A 21,111-nucleotide genomic window follows, 5' to 3' on the forward strand; every position below is an offset into this window, starting at 1 on the left:
CGCCGTCCAGGCGGCTTTCACGGTCGTCATACACGGTTGCAATCCTTTACCGCATGTGACGATCGCTCCCTCTATGCTCCGGTCATCAAGCCAACACCTTTGGGGGAATGCCATGAACAAGCTCACCTTGCTGCTGCCGGCGCTCGCCGCCGGCTCGCTGCTGACCGGCTGCGTCGCGTATCCGGCCGGCCCGGCCTACGGCGGCGGCTATGGCGGTGGCGGCGGTTACGCCGCGCAGCCCGTCTATGCGCAGCCGGGCTATGCGCAGCCGGGCGTGGCCGTGGTGGACGTCAGCGTCGGCTGGCACGGCGACCGCTACTGGGACGGCCGCCGCTACTGGGGCCGCGACGAGTGGAACCGCTCGCATCCGCCGGGCGGCGACCGCGATCGCGGCCACGACGACCACGGCCATGATCACGACCACGACGACCATCGCTGGTAAGCATCGCGGCGGGCCGGCCTGAACGTTCGGCGCCGGCCCGACCGACCACCCCTCTCGCGCGCCTCGCTTCGTTCGTCATGAAACTCGCGCGTCGCGCCTGCCTTCCCGACCCGCTCCTTCCACTCCCGCGATGACCCTCCCCACCCTGAATCCGCTGTTGCGCACGCTGCTCGCGTTCGCCACGCTGGCCGCGCTGGCCACGAGTCACGCCGCGTCGGCGCAAACCCGGACGTTCCATTTCGGCGAAGGCCAGTCGACGCTGCCGGGCCAGCACGCGGACGGCAACGCCGCGCGGCCGCGGCCCCAGCCGGCCCCCGGCGCGCATCGTGCACCGGCCCATCGGCCGACGCATGCGCGCAGCCGGCATCGGGCCCGCCGCACGCATCACGCCGCGCCGCCGCCCGCCTACTCGCATCACTGACGCAACGCGCCGGATATCCGGCGCATCGGCATGCACGGGCGTCCGGCGCGAATCACCGCGCCGGACGCCCTCGCGCTACCGTGCATCGGCCCCCGACGCCGCGCTGCCCGGCAACGCCTGCCGGACGCCGTCGACCAGCGCCTGCGCGGCGCCCGCCACGATCGCCGTATCGACGCCATCGGTCTGCCACTCGTCCTGCCCGTTCTTCGAGAACACCAGCGAGGCGCGCGCCGACGACGCGTCGTCGGCCTTGCCCGAGTGCCACGCGATCACCACCTCGCAGGTATAGGCGTGCTCGGCCGTCTTGCGGCAAGGCCCGTCCTCGCGGATCGAGGCGATGTCGGCGGCCACCGGCAGCGGCCGCCCGAGGAACGCGTTCACGGGGCCGTGATTCTCGGCGTCGAGCGCCTGGCGCACCGCGGCGTCGATATCGGCCGGCGCGGGGCCGTCGTGAAACCAGCCGCAGGCGGCCATCAGCGGCGCGAGCGCGCCGGCGAGCAACAGGGTACGAACTTTCATCGACTGGATCCTTCGAGCCGCCCGCCGCGCGCCGCCCCTCGCGACGCGCCCGGCCGGGCTGCGGGCGCAGTGTGCCCCGGCACGCGGAGCGCTGCCGTATCGAATCGTAAGCATTTGTTCGCCGGCACCGGCGCGGCGCCTATACTGGACGTTCCCGGCCGCCGGCCGGCCCGCGGCACCACCGCCCCGATCCCGCCACAGGAGGCCCGATGTTCTATCTGCTGACCTACGATCTGGTCGACAACTATCCCGAACGCCGCGGCATGTATCGCGAGGAACACCTCGCGCTCGCGGAGGCCGCGACCGCGCGCGGCGAGCTGCTGCTCGGCGGCGCGCTTGCCGACCCGGCCGACTGCGCGGTGCTGCTGTTCACGGGCGACACGCCGGCCGCCGCCGAGGCGTTCGCGGCGGCGGACCCCTACGTGCGCAACGGGCTCGTGCGGCAGTGGCAGGTGCGGCTCTGGAACGTCGCCGCCGGCCATTACGCGAAGCTCTGATCGCGCGCCCGACGCCACCCGTGCCCGCCCCCCGCCCAGGCGGGCCGGCCGCCGGCGCTCACAGCCAGCCGGCGCGCCGGAAGCGCCACCACAGCGCGAGATCGGCCACCGCCATCACGCCGAGGCAGGCATAGAAACCGAAGCGCCAGTGCAGCTCCGGAATGTTGTTGAAGTTCATCCCGTAGATGCCGGCGACCATGGTCGGGATCGCGAACAGCGCGGCGAACGAGCCGAGCCGCTTGGTCACCTCGCTCTCGGCGAGCGAGATCATGCCGAGGTCCACCTGCACCGCCGTCACCACCATTTCGCGCCGCGCCTCCAGCGTCTTGGTGATGCGCAGCAGGTGGTCGTACACGTCGCGGAAATAATGCTCCATGCCGCTGCAGACCTGCGGCGTGCGCCCGCCCACCAGCTTCGAGAGCGGTTCGAGCAGCGGCGCCGTGTGCTGGTAGACGGTCATGAGGCGGCGCTTGAGCGAATAGAGGTCCTGGATGACCGCGCGCGCGGCGGCCGGCGACGACTTGTCGAAGATGCGGTCCTCGAGCGCCTCCAGTTCCGCGCCGAGCCGCTCGATGGTCGGGAAGTAGCGGTCGACGACCTGATCCATCAGCGCGTAGAACACGAACGCCGAGCCCTCCTTCAACAGGTGCGGCTCGCGCTCGCAGCGCAGGCGCACGTCCTGGAAGCCGTGCGAGGTGTGATTGCGGATCGACAGGATGTAGTTCGAGCCGACGAACACGTTGAGCTCGCCGACCTCGAACTCGTCGTCGGCATCGAACTCCACCGTGTGCATCACCGCGAACAGCGAATCGCCGTACTCCTCGATCTTGGGGCGCTGGTGACCGTTGCGCGCATCCTCCAGCGCCAGCTCGTGCAGGCCGAACTCCTCGCCCATGCGCTCGAGCTCCTCCGGGGTCGGCTCCTTGAGCGCGACCCAGACGAAGCACTCGGGGCGCGCGACGAAGTCGCTGATGTCGTCGATTTCGATGTCGGCCAGCTTCTGGCCGTTCTGATACGCAACGCAGTTGATCAACATTGTGTCGTGGGAAACGTCCGTTTCGGTCTTGAAGTCGATCCGCTAGTTTAGCGGCTCTGCCTCCCCGCGCGCAGGCGCCCGCATCGCGCCGCGCGCGCTTGCACGGCCCGCCGTTCGCGGTCATGATCGCGGATGCATGGCGGCGCGGCCGGCCGCGACTTTCGTTTCGCCGACACGGCGGATGCGGCGCGCTTTCGGCCGGAAGCGGCGCGCGTCACCCGCATGTCTCGCATTCACCGTCGTCATGGCGTTCGTGCCGTTCCCGTTCGGTTTGCCGCCGCCACTTCCGGAGGCCCGCGCTCGTGAAATACCTGGTGTTTTTCTGTGGTCACGCCGGCACCGGCAAGACCACGCTCGCCAAGCAGTTGATCGGCCCGCTGATGCGGACCACGGGCGAGGCGTTCTGCCTGCTCGACAAGGACACGCTGTACGGCCGCTACAGTTCGGCCGCGATGGGCGCGCTCACGCAGGACCCGAACGATCGCGACAGCCCGCTCTACCTGCAGCATCTGCGCGACCCCGAGTACCAGGGCCTGCTCGACACCGCGCGCGAGAACCTCGAACTCGGCATCAGCGTGCTGGTGGTGGCGCCGCTGTCGCGCGAGATCCGCGACGGGCGGCTGCTGAACCGGCAATGGCTTGGCATCGGCCACGACATCGAGCTGCGCGTGGTGTGGGTGGAAACCTCGGAGGACACCGCGCGCGAGCGCATCATCGCGCGCGGCAATCCGAACGATGCCTACAAGCTCGCGCATTGGGATGAATATCGGCAGCGCCGCTTCGTGCCCGACGGTGCCGCTTGCGAAGGACTGCTGAGGTTCGACAACAGCGCGCCGGGCGGTGCCGACATCGAGGCGCTGATGCACCGCATCGTGCCGCCCGCGCGAGGCGCGATGGTGCCGCCGCTGCCGGCATAGGCACGATTGCGGCACCCGCTTCGCGCCGAAGCGGGCCGGTGCCGGACCGGCGCGCCGCGATCGAGGTCACACCCGGCACGGGATGCGCCCGCGCGGCCGGCATGCCACCGGCCTGCGATGGCCGCCACCAACGGAGACACGATGCGATCGAGATGGCGCACGGTGATGTGGCTCGCTGCCTGCCTGGTGGTACTGGCCGGTGTCGCCTGGTGGTTCGCGCGGCCCCGGCCGATCGACGCGCTGGCGAGCGTACCCGTGGTGTCGCCGCAGTCGGAGCCGGCCCGGCGCGGCGCCGTGCTGGCCGCGGCCGGCGACTGCATGGTCTGCCATACCGCGCGCAACGGCAGCCCCTACGCGGGCGGCCGGCCGCTCGCCACGCCGTTCGGCGCGATCGAATCGACCAACATCACGCCGGACCCCGACACCGGCATCGGCCGCTGGTCTGTGGAAGCGTTCGCGCGGGCGATGCGCCGCGGCATTTCCCGCGACGGACACCACCTCTACCCGGCGTTTCCCTATCCGCACTTCACGAAGCTGTCCGACGCCGACATCGCGGCGCTCTACGCGTTCCTGATGTCGCGCCGGCCGGCCGTCGCGCCGCCGCCGCGCAACCATCTGGCGTTTCCGTTCGATCACCGGCCGCTCGTCGCGTTCTGGAACCTGCTGTTCCTCCATGAAGGCCCGCAGCCGCCGGACCCGGCCCGCCCGGCCGACTGGAACCGCGGACGCTATCTGGTCGACGCGCTCGGCCACTGCGGCGCCTGCCATACGCCGATGAACCAGCTCGGCGCCGAGCAGTCGTCGCACGCGTTTCGCGGCGGCCTGATCGACGGCTGGGACGCGCCCGCGCTGAACGCATTGAACAGCGGCGGCAGCGGCGCACCGCGCTGGACCGCGAGCGAGCTGGCCGATTATCTGCACGACGGCTTCTCGTCCGCGCATGGGGCGGCGGCCGGGCCGATGCGGCCGGTCACGGACAGCCTGCGGCAGGTGCCGCGCGCCGAGGTGGAAGCGATCGCCGCCTACCTGATGTCGCTCGATCCCGGCCCGGCCGCGCCACCCTCGCCCGCGCCCGGCCCGCGTTCGCTCGCGCCGAACCCGCTGTTCGAAGGCGCCTGCGCGTCCTGTCATGCCGCCGGCTCGCCGATGCAGATCGCGGGCGCGCGGCCGCCGCTGTCGAACGCGACGAGCCTGCATGCCGGCTCGCCGCGCAACGCCGTGCGGATGATCCTCGACGGCAACGGCTGGGACGGCAGCCACGGCGCCTATTACATGCCGGGCTTCGCGAACCTGCTGACCGACGAACAGATCGCGCAGCTCGCGCGCTACGTGCATGATCGCCATGGCTCCGGCCAATCCTGGCCCGACCTCGACGCCGCGTATGTCGCGCGGCTGCGCAAGGAGACCGCTCCGTGAACCTCACCCTCAGCGTCAACGGCCAGCCGCGCACGGTGGACGTCGATCCCGCCATGCCGCTGCTGTACGTGCTGCGCAATCATCTCGACCTGAACGGCGCCAAGTTCGGCTGCGGGCTGGGCCAGTGCGGCGCCTGCACCGTGATGCTCGAACGCGACGCCGTGTTCTCGTGCCTGCTGCCGGTCTCGGCCGTGGCGGGCCGCGCGATCCGGACCGTCGAGGGGCTCGGCACGGCCGCGCGCCCCGGCCGGCTGCAGCAGGCCTTCATCGACCGGCAGGCCGCGCAGTGCGGCTATTGCATCGCCGGCATGATCATGCGCGCCGAGGCGCTGCTCGAGGCGAATCCGCATCCGAGCGACGCGGAAATCCGCGAGCACATGCAGCCGAACCTGTGCCGCTGCGGCACCCACATGCGCATCCTCGCGGCCGTGCGCGACGTGGCCGGCGCCGCCGCCCGTCCGCCGAGGAGCGGCGCGTGAAGCCGCTCGCGACGCCGGCGAGCGCCGCGCGCCGCCGGTTCCTGACCGAGGGCGCGCTGGTGGTCGGCTTCACGCTGGCGCCCGCGCTGCGCGCCGTGGCGCAGAAGACCACCACCGAGGCCGGCAGCTTCACCGCCAGCGCGCCGACGCTGCCCGGCAGCCTGAAGCTCGCGCCGCTGCTCGACGCCTGGATCCGGATCGACGAACACGGCATCACCGTCTGCACCGGCAAGGTGGAGTTGGGCACCGGCATCCGCACGGCGATGATCCAGCTCGCGGCCGAGCAGCTGCGGGTGGGCGTCGATGCCGTCACGCTCGTCACCGCCGATACGCGGCTCACGCCGAACGAGGGCTACACGGCCGGCAGCCATTCGATCGCCGACAGCGGCACCGCGATCTTCAACGCCGCCGCGCAGGCCCGCGAGCTGCTGGTCGAGGCGGCCGCGCACAAGCTCGGCGTGGCGCCCGCCGAGCTGCGCGCCGGCGACGGCAAGGTGGTCGCGAACGACGGCCGCGCCCTGAGTTACGCCGAAGTGGTACGTGACGTGAACCTGCATCGCAACGCCGCCGCGCGCACCGATCTCGGCGCGCCCTCTGCCTGGCGCGTCGTCGGGCAGCCGGTGCCGCGCGTGGACATCCCGGGCAAGGTCTCGGGCGGCCCCAGCTACGTGCAGGACCTGCGCCTGCCCGGCATGGTGCATGCGCGCGTGGTGCGCCCGCCCGCGTATGGCGCGAGCCTGATCTCGGCCGATCTCGATGCGGTGCGGGCGATGCCGGGCGTGATCGCGGTGGTGCGCGACGGCAGCTATCTGGCGGTGGTGGCCCGCGACGAATGGGAAGCCATTCAAGCCATGCGCGCCCTGTCGGCGTCGGCGCAATGGCGGCCCGGCCCCGCGCTGCCGGACCAGGCCACCGTCCACGACCTGCTGATGACGTTTCCCGCCGAGGACATCGCCGTGGCCGGGCGCGCCGCGCCGGCCGGCGCCGCCGTGACCACGCGCTCGGCCCGCTACCGCAAGCCCTATCTCTCGCACGGCTCGATCGGGCCGTCCTGCGCCGTCGCCCATCTCGACGGCGACACGCTGACGGTCTGGACCCACACGCAGGGCGTGTTCCCGCTGCGCGCGGGCCTGGCCGAGATGCTGTCGATGCCGCCCGAGCGGATCCATTGCATCCACGTGGAAGGCGCCGGCTGCTACGGCCACAACGGCGCCGACGACGCCGCCGCGGATGCCGCGCTGATCGCACGCGCCGTACCCGGCCGGCCGGTGCGCGTGCAGTGGATGCGCGAGCAGGAACACGGCTGGGAGCCGTTCGGCCCCGCCATGACGACGCGCGTCTCGGCCGGGCTCGACGCCGCCGGGCGCATCGTCGGCTGGCATTACGAACTGTGGAGCAACGGCCACAACAACCGCGTGGAGAACGCCGGGCGCCTGATGCCGACTTGGTTGCTCGCGCAACCGTTCACGCCGAAGCCGCAAAAGGAGATCCCGATGCCGGAGGGCGGCGCGGACCGCAACAGCGTCCCGCTCTATACGATCCCGAACCTCGTCGTGACCGACCACTTCATCCAGACCGCGCCGATCCGCGTCTCGGCGATGCGCGGGCTCGGCGCCTACATGAACGTGTTCTCGACCGAGAGCTTCATCGACGAACTCGCGCACGCGGCACACGCCGACCCCGTCGCGTTCCGCCTCGCGCATCTCGGCGACGCGCGCGCGATCGACGTGATCCGGCTCACCGCCGCGCGCTTCGACTGGCCGCGCCGGCCCGCCGGCGGACGCGGACACGGCACCGGCTTCGCGTTCGCCCAGTACAAGAACCTGATGGCCTATCTGGCGATCGCCGTTGAACTGACCGTCGACGCGGACACCGGCGAAGTCGCGCTCGGGCGCGTGGTCGCGTCGGTGGACTGCGGGCAGGTGGTCAACCCCGACGGCGTGAAAAACCAGATCGAAGGCGGCATCGTGCAGTCGGCGAGCTGGACGCTGTTCGAGCGCACCACGTTCGACACGCGGCGCGTGACGAGCTTCGACTGGAGCACGTACCCGATCCTGCGCTTCGGCTCGCTGCCGCGTTCGGTGGAGGTGCATCTGATCGACCGGCCCGCCATGCCCTTCCTCGGCGTCGGCGAGGCCGCACAGGGCCCGACCGCCGCCGCCATCGCCAACGCGATCTTCGATGCCACCGGCAAGCGCATCCGCGAGACGCCGCTGCTGCCGGAGAAGCTGCGGGGGTGAGGCGCGCGGGCGAAGCGATCACGCCGGGGGCTTCGCGCCCGGACCGAACCCCGTCCTGCGCCGGCAGCCGGCATGCAGGCGCCGTCGCGCCATGCCATTGCGGATGCCGCCGAACTGACGAGGCCGACCTCGGCCGCCCGATCGCCATCGGGGATCCGGCGCCGCGGGGGTCGACGCTCGGCGGCCCTGGTTCGGCGGCCGTTACTGGCGGTTCATCTCCGGCCTGGCGGGCTGCGCCATCGACGCCGCCGACGGGCCGCGCCGCTCGTCCGGCGCCATCCGCGACGGCGGCGTCAACGGGCTCGTGGGGCCGGAGACGGGATCGCCGTGGTAGGTCATGCCCGCGGTGGCAGCGCCGTGCGCATTGCCGCCCTGCCCAGCCTGCGCGAGCGGGCAGCATGCCACGCCCGCCAGGATTGCCATGCTCGTCATCAGCAGTTTCATGTCCGGCTCCGGTGCGCGCGCCGCCGGAATGGCGGCGCAACCCTTGCAATTACGTGGGAAGTCCGCCCCCGGATGCATGGCCGCGCATCGCGCCGTCGACAACAAAAAACCCCGCAAGCGATCGCGCTTGCGGGGCACTGGTTCGCGGTGCGGTCGCGCGTGCCGGGTCGCGTGCCGCGCTCAGGCCAGCGCGTGGGCCGGCACCAGCGTCGCGCCGTCGTAGAGCTTGCCGAAGCGGTTGCCGAGGAACGCCTCCAGCGACACCTGCTCCTGCCGCACGAAGCCGCGCTGCGGCAGCGCCCCTTCGCGGAACAGGTCGAGCACGGCGCACATCGAACCCGCGGTGGTGATCTGGATCGCGTTCATCGGCATGCCGCCGATCTCGTTGGCGAAGATCTTGCGCGTGAACACGTCCTGCACGAGCTGGCCGCGCTTCACGCCCGTCACGGTCACGAACACCAGCACGACGTCCTGCGTGGTGGTCGGCACCGCGCGGCGCAGCATCGCCTTCAGCGCGTCGCGGTCGGATTCGAGCCGCATGTCACCGAGCAGGAACTGCATCAGGTCGCGATGGCCGGGATAGCGGACCGTCTTGTAGTCGAGCGTGCCGACCTTGTCGGCCAGCGTCTCGCAGAGCGTGCCGAGCCCGCCCGAGGTGTTGAACGCCTCGTATTCGGTGCCGTCGAGCGAGAAATGCTCGAGCCCTTCGAGCGGCTGCACCCACTGGCGCTGGCCGTCGCGAATCGCCTCGCAAGGCTGGCAGTATTCGTTGACGAGCCCGTCCACGCTCCAGGTCAGGTTGTACTTCAGCGCGTTGGTCGGAAATTCGGGCAGCGCGCCCACCCGCATCTTCACGTCGCGGACCTCGCTGAAGCCCGCCACCAGCGAATGCGCGGCGATGCCGATGAAGCCGGGCGCGAGCCCGCATTGCGGCATGAACGCATGCTCGGCGCCGTCTGCGAGGCTGCGGATCGCCTGCGTCGCGCGCACGTCCTCGGTCAGGTCGAAGTAGTGGACGCCGGCGGCCCGCGCGGCGCGCGCGACGTTCACGGCCAGGTAGTAGGGCAGCGCGTTGACGAGCGCGTCGAAGCCCTTGAGCGCGTCGCGCAGCGCGTTCGAATCGGCGGAATCGACGCGGCGCGTGGCGATGCCGGCCTCGGCCAGCCTGGCGAGCGCCTCGGCGTCACGATCGAACGCGACCACCTCGTAGTCGCCGGCTTCACGCAGCAAATGGGCAATGGTATGGCCGATGAGACCGGCGCCGACGATGGCGATCTTCATGATGACGCTCCTGACGTGATTGTTGTGAGTGGCATGGCGGCTTGCCTGTCGAAGAGTGTACGGATCGGCAAAAACACTTGATAGACGGAAAATGATGCGCTTCGACGCCCGACATCGTCGTTTCGACATTCGATTTCGTCGTTTCGACGATCCTACATTTTGAAGGCGCGGCGTGGGCGCATCAGAGCGCCGGCAGCACCGCCGCCCCGCTCGCGCAGTGCAGGTCGAGCGCGCGAACCTGCTCGGCCATGTCATCGACGAACACGCGAATGCGGGCCGGCAGACGCGTGCGGCTCGGGTAGTAATCAGGGACGACGCGCGGCAGTAGCATCGCGGGTGCGGACGCCATGTTGTCCGGACGGAAACAATCCGCCGCTTGCGGGCGAAGGGGGGCACGTCCGCCTTCCGCGCGACCGTGGCGAAGCAGCCTCGGGCAGCGTCGACACGGCCCGCCCCGGCGCGTCCGGGGGGCGACGCGGACGGGCGGCGGCGCATTCTCGCGCGGCGGCCGGATACCGGAGCGGCCCGCGCGAATGACTATCGCCCTGGTTGGCGCGCCAGGGCGGCGTCAAGAAGCAAGGCGATCGCCACCATCGGCCCCGCCGGCATGCTCCGGTACGAATCGACGCGCGCCGATCGCGAGGGCCATCGTCACCCTCGCCTTGCTCTCGCCTTCGCCCCCGGGCCTGGCTACAGCTCTTTCGCCGGCGGCGCGTCACGCTGCACCGCCGCGCCGCAGCCGCTGCAGAACGGGAAGAACGCGAAATTGCGCGCGGTGCAGACGCAGGTCTGGAACAGGCGCAGGCCGCAATGGATGCAGAACGTGGCGTGCTCGCCGCCGAGGCTCCAGGGCTTGTCGCACGACGGGCAGGTCTTCTTCTGGAACGAGGCGATCGCCTTCTCGTAGCCGATCGCCTGCGCGCGTTCATCCTGGCTGCGCTGCAGCTCGTCGCGCTTGCGCTCGACATAGCGCTGGAACGCCCGCAGCATGGCCACGCCCGCGAACGCCGTCAGCGCGATCCCGACCACCACGCGCACGTAGCCGCCGAAGTCGGGCAGATACGGCACCAGCTCGACGAAGAACGCCGACAGCGCGAACAGGCCGAAGCCGTAAACGAACGGCCAGTAGCGCGTGCGGCGATGGCGCACGAACAGCCAGACCGCGACCAGCAGCACCGGCAGCGTGAACGCGAGGCGATAGCCGAACACCGTCAGCGAATAACGGCGCAGCGCGGCCTCGTAGCGCGCGTCGGCCTCGCGGTGCGCCTGCTCGGTGCGCACGTCGAGCGCCGCCGAGCGCGCCGCCAGCGCGTTTAACTGGTCGCCGAGCGTGTCCTGCTGCTTCTGCCAGCCGGCCAGCGCCGCCTGCAGCGCGTCGAGCGCCTGCGTGCGCGCGAGCAGTTCCGGATTGCGGCTGCTGTCGCCCGTCGCGCTGCGCGTGGCGACCCAGTTGCGCAAGCCCTCTCGGGCGTTGTCGTAATCACGCCGCGCGCGCGTGGCGCCCGCGTTCGCCGTCTCCTGCCGGGCGCTCAGGCTCTCGCGCTCGCCGTCGAGCGCGCGCCGCTCGTCGCGCAGGGCCGCGTCGCGGGCCGTGTCGGAGAACTGCGAGATATCGGGCGGGCCGCCGCGCGGCGCGAACATCAGGTCGCGGATCACGAGGCTGCCGAGCATGTTCAGGAACAGCGCGAACACGATCGCGATCGCCCATGACGCGATGCGCAACCACCGTTCGGGGCGGGAAAATGCCGGACTGGTCTTCATGGCCTCTCTCCGTTTGGGATCGCTGATGCCGCCTGCTGCCGCTCGTGCAGTTCGTGCAGTTCGTGCCGCTTGCCGGAGCCGCTCCACGCCCGCGCGCCGGGCGTGTCTTCGCGGCTTGTGGCGTCGACGGCGCGCGTGCGCCCTGCCGATCCGCTGCGCCGCCTTGTTTCTGCCGTCGATGCGCTGCGCGGCGGACCGCGCATGGCGGCCACGGCAGGCGTCACACCGCGATCGTGCCGCGATCGATCTTGCGCGCGAGGATGATCGAGGTGGTGGTGCGCTCCACGCCGTCGAGCGAGCCGATCTCGTCGAGCAGGTCGTTCAGGCGGCCCGGCGAATCGGCGCGCAGCCACGCGACGTAATCGTATTCGCCGCTCACCGCGCAGAGCAACTGCACCTCGGGCATCCGGTCGAGTCGCTTGAGCACGTCGTGACCGAACTTCGGCGCGAGGATGATGCCGACATAGGCCACCAGGCTCGCGTCGAGCACGTCCTGACCCAGCCTCGCGCTGTAGCCGGCGATCACCTGGGTGCGTTCGAGCCGCTCGATCCGCGCAATCACCGTCGTGCGCGCCACGTCGAGCTGGCGCGCAAGCTCGGCCACGCTGGCGCGGGCATTGGCCTGCAGCAGCGCGACGAGATTGCGGTCGAGCGTATCGAGCTGGTCGAGTCGGGGTGGGCGCATGACAATTTCCGTGACAAGGTGTCGCGATAATAGCGCCTTCCGGGATAAACGCGACCCGCCTGGCGGCAGGCGCGGGGCGGCGTTCGCGCGAGGCCTGGCGACCGTGCGGACGGTCCGGCTGCGGCGATTTCGGTTTCGTTTCGGTTGTAAGCAGATGTCGCTGCACTGCACATTTTGCCGGGAGCATGCTACTAATAGCGCGCGGCTCCGGCTCGCGGCTTGCTTCCGATCGATGGACGGGCGCCGCCGGCTGCCGTATGACACCACACAGGAGTTCAAATGAAAAAGATCTCGCTGACCCTCGCTGCGCTGTTCGCGCTCACTGGCTCGATCGCCGCCCAAGCCCAGACGCCCGCGTCGGCTCCCGCTGCCGCATCGGCGTCGGCCGCCACGCACGCTGCCCGCCACGAGGCACGTGTCGAGGAACGGATCGCCTACCTGCACAAGCAGCTGAAGATCACGTCGGCGCAGGAAGCCCAGTGGAAGCCGTTCGCCGACACGATGCGCGACAACGGCGAAACGATGGGCCGCCTCTATGGCGAGCGCATGGAAAACAAGAAGACGGCCACCGCCGTCGACGACGTCAAGCAATACGCCGAAATCGCCCAGGCGAACGCGGATGGCGCGAAGAAGCTGGTCGACACGTTCAGCCCGCTCTACGACGCGCTGTCGCCGGAGCAGAAGGCACTGGCCGACAAGACGTTCGGCGAGCGCTGGGAGCATCACGGCCCGAATGCCGCGAAGCGCGCACCGCATCACGCCATGAAGAAGCCGGCCGCGCCGGCAGCCGACGCGGCCAGCGCCCCGGCTGCGCAGTAAGGACGGCTGAGCCGGGGCTTCGCCCCGGGGACGCTGATGGCCCGGCCCACCGCGATATCGCGGTGGGCCGGTTTTTTTTGCGTCGGCTTTTTGTGGAAAGAGGTAGCGTGGTCGGGGTGGAAGCGGGTGTCGTCGCTGACCTTTTTGGACTGCATCCGGCTTTTCAAGCTGACTGTGCGGCAGCGAACCCGATGTCAATCCGCGCGTGAGATTGCCGAACTTTCTAAGCTGCTTACGCGGCAGCGAACTAGTCGAGCATCACACGGCCCTCGCGGACGTCTTTCTAAGCTGCCTACGCGGCAGCGAACTAGCCACCAAATCCCACAGCCCACTGATTTTAAAAGACTTCCTCCACCCGACGCCCTTCCCGCCCAAATTTCCCATCTCGCCGCAACCCCTTGATCCACAAGGCTCCGGCGATTCTGCCGAAAAAAGGGTTCATCGCGCAACCCGGCCGCCTCGCACCATCCCACAGCCACCAGATTTCACGCTACAGTGCGTGCTTTTCACCGACCAGCACGCGAATCATGATCGAATTGAGGCAGATCGACCTGCGCACCGACCCGGCCGCGCAACGCGTCGTCAAGAATGAAACGGTGGAAGTCGAATTCGCGCCCGAGGCGGGCGAACTGATGAGCCTCGAAGGCCCGAACCGCTACGCGGCCGGCGACGCGCTCGTGACGGGCTCGACGGGTGACCGCTGGGTGGTGTCGCGCGAGCGCTTCGATGCGAAATATCTGCCCGCCCGGCCCGACCTGGAACCCGGCCGGCCCGGCGCGTACCGCAATCGTCCGAGCGTGGTGCTGGCCCGGCGGATGGACGCGCCGTTCACGATCGCGCGCTCCGAGAATGGCGACGTGCTGCGCGGCACGGCCGGCGACTGGGTCATGCAATACGCGCCCGGCGACTACGGCGTCGTCCAGGCGCAGCGTTTCGCGCAGGTCTATCGCGTCACGGACTGAGCCACGAGGCAACCGCTGGCAACACCGGGCAGCCGCCACCCGCAAGCAGCGCGGCAAGCCGTGCCTAAGCGAACTCCTCGCCCAGCGTGAGCGCAGCCTCGCGCTCCACGGCCTGCCCCTCCGCGTGCCGCTCCTCGAGCGAGCCGATGAACGCCTCGACATAGGCGCGCAGCACCGCATGGCTGCGCGCGCGCTGCATCGGCCGCATGCCCAGATAGCGCGCGAGCGCGGCCGCCTCGATCCGGACGTCGAGCGCCATGCGCCGCGGCGCGGAGCCGAAGCGCATGCCGAGCCACTGCACGTGCAGCAGGCGCCCCGCGTCGTCGCGGCGTTCGGCAAAGCTGGTCTGTTCGGGGAACAGGTCGCAGATCACGTGCGCGAGCTCGTTGAACTCGGCGCTCGCGCAATCGTAGTGGTAGTCATCCATCAGTGGTCTCCGTGGCGGCTCAGGCTGCGTTCGACGCCGACCGGCACCACCGGGCGAGCCCGGCGATCAGGATCATCGTCAGCACGCCGTACAGCGTGACCATGGTCGAAATCGGAATCGCGCCGGCATTGAACGCGATCAGTGGCAGGTCGCCGACCGGATGCAGCACGATCGCGAGCGGCAGGATCCAGCGCTTGCGCGCCTGCACGCCGCGCCAGACGATCACCGACATCGCCAGCTGGAACGTGAACGCGGCAATGCATTCGAACACGCGCACGCCGATCGACGACACCGACATCGTCACCAGCATCATCTGGATGCGCAGCGCGAGATCGGTCGGCATGGTGGCAAGCTGTTCGTTGAGCTGGCCGCGCTGCGCGAGCCAGACGAGCCAGGTCCACTGGCCCAGCACGATCACGCCGACGAACCACGCCTGCGCGCCGCCGAAGCCGATGCCGTAACCAAGCCCGCGTCCGTCGCCGGGCGACGCGCCGTAGCGCCGCTCCACGAAGCGCATCCCGAGATAGCGGCCGGCCTCCTCGAACACGGCGGCCGCGATCGTGCCGAAGGCGACGAACGCGGCCGGCTTGACGAGAAACTGCGTGATGGCCGGCATGCCGAGCGCGATCGCGTAGAAGCCGCGCTCGATCAGCGTCGCGAACAGCATGAACGCGGCGATGCCGACGATCGCGTCGCGCCGGTCGAGCTTCATCGGGGCTTTCAGCAGACGGTACGTGACGATCGGCAGCAGCGCGACGAGCAGCGTGCCGACGACCAGCGCCACCAGCGTGGCGGGAGCAACAGTCATGACGATCCTTGAGCGAGTGCGGGCGCACCGAACGGTGCGCGACCCCGCATGATACTCAGCTTGAGGTGGACGTGCGCACCACCAGCTCGCCCGGCAGCAGCGCCTCGCACGCGGCGCCGGTGGCGCCATCGATCCGGTCGTGGACGAATTCCACGGCACGGTAGCCGATTTCATAGGTCGGCTGGCGAATGGTGGTGATGCCGAGCAGCTCGGCCCATTCGGGATCGTCGATCGACAGCAGCGCCGCCTTCGCCTGCCAGCCGGCACCGTGCCGCGCGTGCAGATGGCGCGCGAGCGCGAGCGCGACGGGCGCGTTGGCGGCGAACAGCGCCGCGCGCCGCCCGGCCCGGCCGGCCGCCTCGACGCGCGCATCGACCTCGGCCAGCGCGGCGCGCAGCGCGTCCGGCTCGCCGAGATCGGCGATCACGCTCGACGCGACCTCGTGGCCCGCCTCGGCCAGCGCGGCGCGAAACGCCGCCTCGCGCAGCCGGCGCGAGCTGACCTGCTCGAACGGCTGCACCACGAACGTCACGCTCGTGTAACCGCGGTCGAGCAGATGCGCGAGCCCGGCGCGCACCGCGGCGGCGTTGTCGAGGCCGACCAGATCGGCATCGAAGCCGTCCACGCGGCGATCCACCAGCACGGTCGGAATCCCGCAGCCGCGCAGCGGCAGCAGCGCGTCCTCGCGCGCGCCGAGCGCGTTGACGATCATGCCTTCCACGCGATAGGTGGTGAGCAGCTGCAGATAGCGGCGCTCCATGTCGGCTTCGTTGGCCGCATGGCAGATCAGCGGCATGTAGCCGAGCGCGTGGCAGGCCGCCTCGACGCCCTGCAGCACCTCGACGGTATAGGGATTGGTCAGGTCGGCGGCCAGCAGCCCGAGCAGCCGGTTGCGGCCGCGCTTGAGCCCGCGCGCCATCTGGTTGGGCCGGTAGTTGAGGCGCTGGATCGCCGCCTCGATGCGGCCGCGCAGGTCGGCCGACAGCACGTTGGTCTCGCCGTTCAGGTAGCGCGAGACGCTGGTCTTGCCGGTGCCGGCTTCGCGCGCGACGTCGCTGATCGTCGCCGGGCGCGCGGCGGACGGTGGACGGAACTCGCTCATCGCGCGGCCTCCGCGTGGGCGGCTCGCGCCAGGCAGGCGCGACGTCGGCGGGATCTGAACAAGCAGGTCAACTGATCAATTCTCCAGTGAGCGCGGCAGCGCGGCAGATTCGCCCGGCCCGCGCGACAGCGTGATGCCGTGCCCGCGAACCGGCACGATCGCACGGCCAGCGCGCGATCATAACGCAGCCGGCCGCGGCCTGAAACGAGGGTTCACTCGATTCGCGCGCCCCTGTCGCGGGCCGGCGAACGGGGCCGACGGGCAAGGCTCGCGGCGGTGCGCGGTAACCGTTCGCGCCGGGCAAACGGCGCGGTTCGGCCGGACCGCCCGCGCGGCGCGGCTCCCGGGCCGCAACGGCCACGCCGGCGAACCTCGCGCGGCACCTTCACGCCGGTGCGGCCCTTGGCCATTCACGCGGCGCCGAATACCGGCCATCCGATATCGTCTATCCGGCCGCCGGCATCTCCGGCCAGGCGCGTATCGACGAGCCCGGCCTCAGCCGCGCGCGTTCAGCACGTCGCGATTGACGATGTTCTCGCGCAGCGTGCCGTCGAGCGCGCCGATCAGGTTCTCGGCCGCGTTGCGCGCCATCGCGTGGCGCGTCTCGGCGGTCGCCGAGCCGATATGCGGCAGCGCCACCACGTTCTTCATCGCGAGCAGCGGCGAATCGGCCGCCACCGGCTCGTGCTCGAACACGTCGAGGCCGGCGCCGCGGATCGTGCCGGCGCGCAGCGCGTCGATCAGCGCGGCCTCGTCCACCACCGGCCCGCGCGCGGCGTTGATCAGGATCCCGTTGCGCTTCATCTTCGCGAACTCGGGCGCGCCGATCAGGTGCCGCGTCGCCGCGGTCAGCGGCACCTGCAGGCAGACGAAATCGGCGGTGGCGAGCAGCTCGTCGAGCGGCACGCGGCGCGCGCCGAACTGTGCCTCGGCCTGCTCGTTGGGACTGCGGTTGGTGTACAGCACGCGCATCCGGAAGCCCAGCGCCGCGCGCCGCGCCACCGCCGCGCCGATCCGGCCGAGCCCGACGATGCCGAGCGTCTTGCCCTGCACGTCGGTGCCGTAGTGCGGCTCGCCGATGCTCTTCTTCCACTCGCCCGCCTTGACGAACTCGGCCAGCTCCACCACGCGGCGCGCGCTCGCGAGGATCAGCGCGAACACGGTGTCGGCGGTCGATTCGGTCAGCACGTCGGGCGTGTGGGCGAGCACGATGCCGCGCCGCGTCAGGTCGGCGACGTCGAACTGGTCGTAGCCGACCGAGATGGTCGACCACGCGCGCAGCTTCGGTGCGCCGTCGAGCATCGCGGCGGTGACCGGCACGCTCGCGCCGATCGCGCCGTCGGCCCCGGCGAGCGCCTCGGCGAGCGCGGCGGCGCCGTCGGCCTGGATCACCTCGGCGTGGTCGCGCAGATAGGCGAGGACGTCGTCGGGCAGCGCCTTGTAGGCGACGATACGGTAAGTCATGCGATTCATTTCCCTGTGGTGGAGTGCGCGAGCGGCACCGCCCCGTCCGGCTGCGGCTTGACGATCAGCGTCAGCACGACCGACGCCAGCAGCGCCACGCTCATGAACGCATACGAAGCAGCCGGCGTGCCGGTGGCGCCGTTCAGATAACCGACGAAATAGGAGCCGACGAACGAGCCGAGCGCGCCCATGCTGTTGATCAGCGCCATCGCGCCGCCCGCCACGTTCTTCGGCAGCAGCTCGGGCACGATCGCGAAGAACGGCCCGTAGGGCGCGTACATCGCGGCGCCCGCGAGTACCAGCAGCGCATACGAGAGCCAGAAATGCGAAGAGCCGAGCGCGCAGGAGCCCGCGAACGCGAGCGCGCCGAGCAGCAGGAACGGCCAGACGAACGCCTTGCGGGTATCGAGTTTATCCGACGCCCATGACACGACGAGCATCGCGATGGTGGCCGCCAGATACGGCAGCGCCGAGAGCCAGCCGGTGGCCACCATGCCGAGCGACGAGCCGTTGCTGACGATCGACGGCAGCCACAGCACGAAGCCGTACACGCCGATGCTCCAGCAGAAATACTGCGCGCTGAGCACCATCACGGCCGGCTGGCGGAACGCCTCGCGATAGTTGCGCACCGGCTTCAGCGCGGCCTGCTCGCTGGCGAGCACGCGCTCGATGTCGCGCTTCTCGTCGGCCGACAGCCACTTGGCCTGCGCCGGCCGGTCCTGCACCAGGCACCACCAGCACACGGCCCAGACCAGCGCCGGCAAGCCTTCGGCGACGAACATGTGGCGCCAGCCGTATTCATGCACGAGATAGCCCGACACCACCGACATCCAGAGCACCGTGACCGGGTTGCCGAGGATCAGGAACGTGTTGGCACGCGAGCGCTCGTGCTTCGTGAACCAGTTGCTGATGAAGATCAGCATGGCCGGCATCACGGCGGCCTCGACCACGCCGAGCGCGAAGCGGATCGCCATCAGCGACGGGATGTTGCTGACCACGCCGGTCAGCGCCGCGCAGGCGCCCCACAGCACGAGGCTCCAGAACACCAGGCGCTTGACGCTGCGCCGCTCGGCGTAGATCGCGCCGGGAATCTGGAAGAAGAAGTAGCCGAGGAAGAACAGCGCGCCGATCAGCGAGGCGAGCCCCTTGCCGATGCCGAGATCGTGGTTGATGCCGGCGGCCGAGGCGAAGCCGAAATTCGCGCGGTCGAGATACGCGAGGCTGTAGGTGATGAAGACGATCGGCATGATCTTCCACCAGCGGCGAATCGCGAGCGTTTGGGGCATGGGGCTGTCTCCTTCGGCGTGAGCCGCCGTATCGGGTTGTTGGTGTGCCGCGGGCCGCGGCCCGCGGGTTGCGGCCGGTCGCGCGCCGCGCCGCTCGCACGGCGCCGCGCGCGCCGATTATCGCGCGAGCGGCGCCTCGGCGGCGGCCCGCGATTGATGCTGCGCCGCCGCTACGCCTTCGAGGCGGTCGAGCTGCTCGCGCGTCGGCAGGCCCTCGGAGTCGCCGATCACCTGGATCGCGAGCGCGCCGATCCGGTTGCCGCGCGCCACCGCCGCGCCGATCGGCCGGCCTTCGAGCAGCGCGCTGACCACGCCGACCGCGAAGCCGTCGCCGGCGCCGACCGTGTCGACCACGCGCGCGACGCGCTCGCCGGCCACCGTACCCTCCTCGCCGCGTGCCGTCAGGTAATACGCGCCGGCCTCGCCGAGCTTGATCACGACGCCGGCGCGCGCGCCATTGGCCAGATAGAAGCGCGCGATCTCGGCCGGCGTGTCGAGGCCGGTCAGTTGGCGGCCCTCGGCCAGCCCGGGCAGCACCCAGTCGGCCTGTGAGGCGACTTCGTTGAGCGTGCGCGCCATGACCTCGGCGGACGGCCACAGGGTCGGGCGCAGGTTCGGGTCGAACGAAATGGTCTTGCCGGCCGCGCGCATCTCGCGCGCCAGATGGAACGCGAGTTCGCACGAGGTCGACGAGATCGCCGGCGCGACGCCCGTCAGGTGCAGGTGGCGCGCGCCGAGTACGTAGCCGGCGACGTAGTCGTCGAGCGAGAGATGGCTCGCGGCCGAGCCCTTGCGGAAGTATTCGACGTCGGGATCGGCGCCGTCCTCGGCGCGCGCCTTGAGCTGGAAGCCGGTGCGGTGGCGTTCGTCGACCGTCACGCACGATGCGTCGATGCCTTCGTGCGCGAGGGTGTCGAGCACGTGGCGGCCGAACGAATCGGCGCCCACGCGGCTCACGTAGCCGACCCGGAAGCCGAGCCGCGCGAGGCCGATCGCGACGTTCAGGTCCGCGCCGGCGATGCGCTTCGTGAACTGCTCGGCCTGCGCGAGCGGGCCGGGCGCGTTCGCGACGAACAGCGTCATCGCCTCGCCATAGGTGACGATTTCGACGGGGGATTGCGACATGCGGAACACTCCTTCGGAAAACGGGATCAGGCGGCTTCGAGCCAGGCGACGCGCCGACGCGCGTCGGCGGCGAGGTCCGCCAGATCGAACGGAAACTCGATGCCGCGCGGCACGTGGCGCGGCAGCGCCGCGAGCACCGGCACGCAGAGCGGATCGGCCGGCTGCGGCGCCACCGCGAAGCGGCGCGCGCCCTCGCCCGTCACCGCCTTGCAGTGGATGTACTCGACATGGTCGGCCAGCGCGCCGGCCGCGTCGAGCGGCACCTCGCCGGGCCAGATCCAGTTGCCGACGTCGAACGTCATGCCGATCAGGTCCGCGGCGCCTTCCTCGCGCAACGCGCCGAACAGACCGGTGAATTGCGCGAGCGTGCCGCCGAGCACGAGCTGGCTGTTCTCGACCAGCACGCGCGCCCGCGCGCCGCGCGCCGCTTCGGCGAGGTCGCGCGCATGCGTCGCGCCGGCAAAGCCGCCGAGCTGGAACTTCACGAAGCGCGCGCCGAGCGCGTCGGCCTCGGCCAGCGACGTGACGAGTGCGTCGCGATCGAGCGCGCCGTCGTCGCGGTAGAGATTGGCCGGGGTCGAATAGACGGCCCACAGTCCGGCGGCGGCGATCGCGCCGCCCAGCGCGGCCAGCGCGGCGCTCGACGCGTCATGCTCCGCCGCGAACAGCTCGCGGCGCACCTCGAACCCCGACGCGCCCGCCTGCGCCGCGGCCGCGACGAACGCGGCGTGCCCCTCGCGGCGAATCGCGTCGGCCCCGTAGGCACTCGCGACGATCACGATGTCTGCCATGTCTGCCCTTTCCTTGATCAATGATGCTGGCCGAACCGATTCGACCCGGAATGACTGGAACCGGTTCCAGTTCGATGGACCGAATGGTGCGCCTCGGGTTTTGCCGCGGCCATAGAGGAAATCCCTAGGCAATGTTCGCGTCGCGGCGCCGGGGCCAACGCCGGGCGATGCGAAGGCCGGTTCGCCGCA

Annotated in this window: 23 protein-coding genes; 9 read left to right on the forward strand and 14 right to left on the reverse strand. The window is 70.6% G+C overall.

Features of this window, described 5'->3' with window-relative positions:
* The first annotated feature begins 112 nt into the window (after nucleotides 1-112).
* Nucleotides 113-442: a hypothetical protein gene (locus bpln_RS36980; protein ID WP_055138718.1), complete on the forward strand. Its 330-nt coding sequence runs from the start codon at nucleotides 113-115 to the stop codon at nucleotides 440-442.
* 130 nt (nucleotides 443-572) lie between these two features.
* The gene (locus bpln_RS37315) at nucleotides 573-863 is read left to right on the forward strand and encodes a hypothetical protein (protein ID WP_055138719.1); all 291 of its coding nucleotides are present in this window, start codon (nucleotides 573-575) and stop codon (nucleotides 861-863) included.
* 75 nt (nucleotides 864-938) lie between these two features.
* On the opposite strand, the gene bpln_RS09975 is transcribed toward bpln_RS37315, so the two are convergent.
* Nucleotides 939-1,382 (reverse strand): hypothetical protein, encoded by a 444-nt coding sequence (locus bpln_RS09975; protein WP_055138720.1) that lies wholly within the window; start codon nucleotides 1,380-1,382, stop codon nucleotides 939-941.
* 209 nt (nucleotides 1,383-1,591) lie between these two features.
* On the opposite strand from bpln_RS09975, the gene bpln_RS09980 reads away from it, so the two are divergent.
* A complete protein-coding gene (locus bpln_RS09980; protein ID WP_042625094.1) occupies nucleotides 1,592-1,879 on the forward strand; it encodes a YciI-like protein in 288 nt (95 codons plus the stop codon).
* Between the two features lie 58 nt (nucleotides 1,880-1,937).
* On the opposite strand, the gene corA is transcribed toward bpln_RS09980, so the two are convergent.
* On the reverse strand, nucleotides 1,938-2,915 hold the full coding sequence (corA, locus tag bpln_RS09985) for a magnesium/cobalt transporter CorA (RefSeq protein ID WP_042625095.1): 978 nt from the start codon (nucleotides 2,913-2,915) through the stop codon (nucleotides 1,938-1,940).
* A gap of 302 nt (nucleotides 2,916-3,217) precedes the next feature.
* Between corA and bpln_RS09990 the strand changes: the two genes are divergently transcribed.
* From bpln_RS09990 to bpln_RS10005, 4 genes are all read left to right on the forward strand, one after another.
* On the forward strand, nucleotides 3,218-3,832 hold the full coding sequence (locus bpln_RS09990; RefSeq protein ID WP_055138721.1) for a P-loop nucleotide/nucleoside kinase family protein: 615 nt from the start codon (nucleotides 3,218-3,220) through the stop codon (nucleotides 3,830-3,832).
* A gap of 141 nt (nucleotides 3,833-3,973) precedes the next feature.
* Entirely contained in the window at nucleotides 3,974-5,248 is a 1,275-nt protein-coding gene (locus bpln_RS09995) for a cytochrome c (protein WP_055139498.1), read from the forward strand.
* Between the two features lie 53 nt (nucleotides 5,249-5,301).
* Complete coding sequence (locus bpln_RS10000) at nucleotides 5,302-5,727, forward strand: (2Fe-2S)-binding protein (protein WP_042626628.1); 426 nt, start codon at nucleotides 5,302-5,304, stop codon at nucleotides 5,725-5,727.
* Nucleotides 5,724-7,967: a xanthine dehydrogenase family protein molybdopterin-binding subunit gene (locus bpln_RS10005; RefSeq protein WP_055138722.1), complete on the forward strand. Its 2,244-nt coding sequence runs from the start codon at nucleotides 5,724-5,726 to the stop codon at nucleotides 7,965-7,967. Before bpln_RS10000 ends, bpln_RS10005 begins: the two co-directional genes overlap by 4 nt.
* Before the next feature lie 201 nt (nucleotides 7,968-8,168).
* Here bpln_RS10005 and bpln_RS10010 read toward each other — a convergent pair whose 3' ends face one another.
* The 5 genes from bpln_RS10010 to bpln_RS10025 form a co-directional block, all read right to left on the reverse strand.
* A complete protein-coding gene (locus tag bpln_RS10010; protein WP_055138723.1) occupies nucleotides 8,169-8,411 on the reverse strand; it encodes a hypothetical protein in 243 nt (80 codons plus the stop codon).
* 180 nt (nucleotides 8,412-8,591) lie between these two features.
* Nucleotides 8,592-9,692, reverse strand: coding sequence for a saccharopine dehydrogenase family protein (locus bpln_RS10015; RefSeq protein ID WP_055138724.1), 1,101 nt, complete (start codon nucleotides 9,690-9,692; stop codon nucleotides 8,592-8,594).
* Between the two features lie 181 nt (nucleotides 9,693-9,873).
* On the reverse strand, nucleotides 9,874-10,041 hold the full coding sequence (locus bpln_RS35275) for a hypothetical protein (protein WP_420807338.1): 168 nt from the start codon (nucleotides 10,039-10,041) through the stop codon (nucleotides 9,874-9,876).
* Between the two features lie 341 nt (nucleotides 10,042-10,382).
* Nucleotides 10,383-11,453, reverse strand: coding sequence for a zinc ribbon domain-containing protein (locus tag bpln_RS10020; RefSeq protein ID WP_055138725.1), 1,071 nt, complete (start codon nucleotides 11,451-11,453; stop codon nucleotides 10,383-10,385).
* A gap of 220 nt (nucleotides 11,454-11,673) precedes the next feature.
* The gene (locus tag bpln_RS10025; protein ID WP_042625101.1) at nucleotides 11,674-12,138 is read right to left on the reverse strand and encodes an Lrp/AsnC family transcriptional regulator; all 465 of its coding nucleotides are present in this window, start codon (nucleotides 12,136-12,138) and stop codon (nucleotides 11,674-11,676) included.
* A 279-nt stretch (nucleotides 12,139-12,417) separates the two neighbouring features.
* On the opposite strand from bpln_RS10025, the gene bpln_RS10030 reads away from it, so the two are divergent.
* Nucleotides 12,418-12,957, forward strand: coding sequence for a Spy/CpxP family protein refolding chaperone (locus bpln_RS10030; protein WP_055138726.1), 540 nt, complete (start codon nucleotides 12,418-12,420; stop codon nucleotides 12,955-12,957).
* 527 nt (nucleotides 12,958-13,484) lie between these two features.
* Nucleotides 13,485-13,919: a PGDYG domain-containing protein gene (locus bpln_RS10035; protein WP_042625103.1), complete on the forward strand. Its 435-nt coding sequence runs from the start codon at nucleotides 13,485-13,487 to the stop codon at nucleotides 13,917-13,919.
* 64 nt (nucleotides 13,920-13,983) lie between these two features.
* Here bpln_RS10035 and bpln_RS10040 read toward each other — a convergent pair whose 3' ends face one another.
* From bpln_RS10040 to bpln_RS10070, 7 genes are all read right to left on the reverse strand, one after another.
* Nucleotides 13,984-14,346, reverse strand: a complete 363-nt coding sequence (locus bpln_RS10040; protein ID WP_055138727.1) for a DUF3022 domain-containing protein — start codon at nucleotides 14,344-14,346, stop codon at nucleotides 13,984-13,986.
* A 19-nt stretch (nucleotides 14,347-14,365) separates the two neighbouring features.
* Entirely contained in the window at nucleotides 14,366-15,154 is a 789-nt protein-coding gene (locus tag bpln_RS10045; RefSeq protein ID WP_055138728.1) for a YhfC family glutamic-type intramembrane protease, read from the reverse strand.
* Between the two features lie 55 nt (nucleotides 15,155-15,209).
* On the reverse strand, nucleotides 15,210-16,256 hold the full coding sequence (locus bpln_RS10050; protein ID WP_042625106.1) for a LacI family DNA-binding transcriptional regulator: 1,047 nt from the start codon (nucleotides 16,254-16,256) through the stop codon (nucleotides 15,210-15,212).
* 495 nt (nucleotides 16,257-16,751) lie between these two features.
* Nucleotides 16,752-17,720: a 2-hydroxyacid dehydrogenase gene (locus bpln_RS10055; protein ID WP_055138729.1), complete on the reverse strand. Its 969-nt coding sequence runs from the start codon at nucleotides 17,718-17,720 to the stop codon at nucleotides 16,752-16,754.
* A 5-nt stretch (nucleotides 17,721-17,725) separates the two neighbouring features.
* Nucleotides 17,726-19,006: an MFS transporter gene (locus bpln_RS10060; protein WP_042625108.1), complete on the reverse strand. Its 1,281-nt coding sequence runs from the start codon at nucleotides 19,004-19,006 to the stop codon at nucleotides 17,726-17,728.
* Nucleotides 19,007-19,123: 117 nt separating this feature from the next.
* The gene (locus tag bpln_RS10065) at nucleotides 19,124-20,131 is read right to left on the reverse strand and encodes a sugar kinase (RefSeq protein WP_055138730.1); all 1,008 of its coding nucleotides are present in this window, start codon (nucleotides 20,129-20,131) and stop codon (nucleotides 19,124-19,126) included.
* 26 nt (nucleotides 20,132-20,157) lie between these two features.
* The gene (locus tag bpln_RS10070) at nucleotides 20,158-20,922 is read right to left on the reverse strand and encodes a TIM barrel protein (RefSeq protein ID WP_055138731.1); all 765 of its coding nucleotides are present in this window, start codon (nucleotides 20,920-20,922) and stop codon (nucleotides 20,158-20,160) included.
* Nucleotides 20,923-21,111: the final 189 nt, after the last annotated feature.

The sequence above is a fragment of the Burkholderia plantarii genome, from assembly GCF_001411805.1.
Lineage (GTDB): Bacteria > Pseudomonadota > Gammaproteobacteria > Burkholderiales > Burkholderiaceae > Burkholderia > Burkholderia plantarii.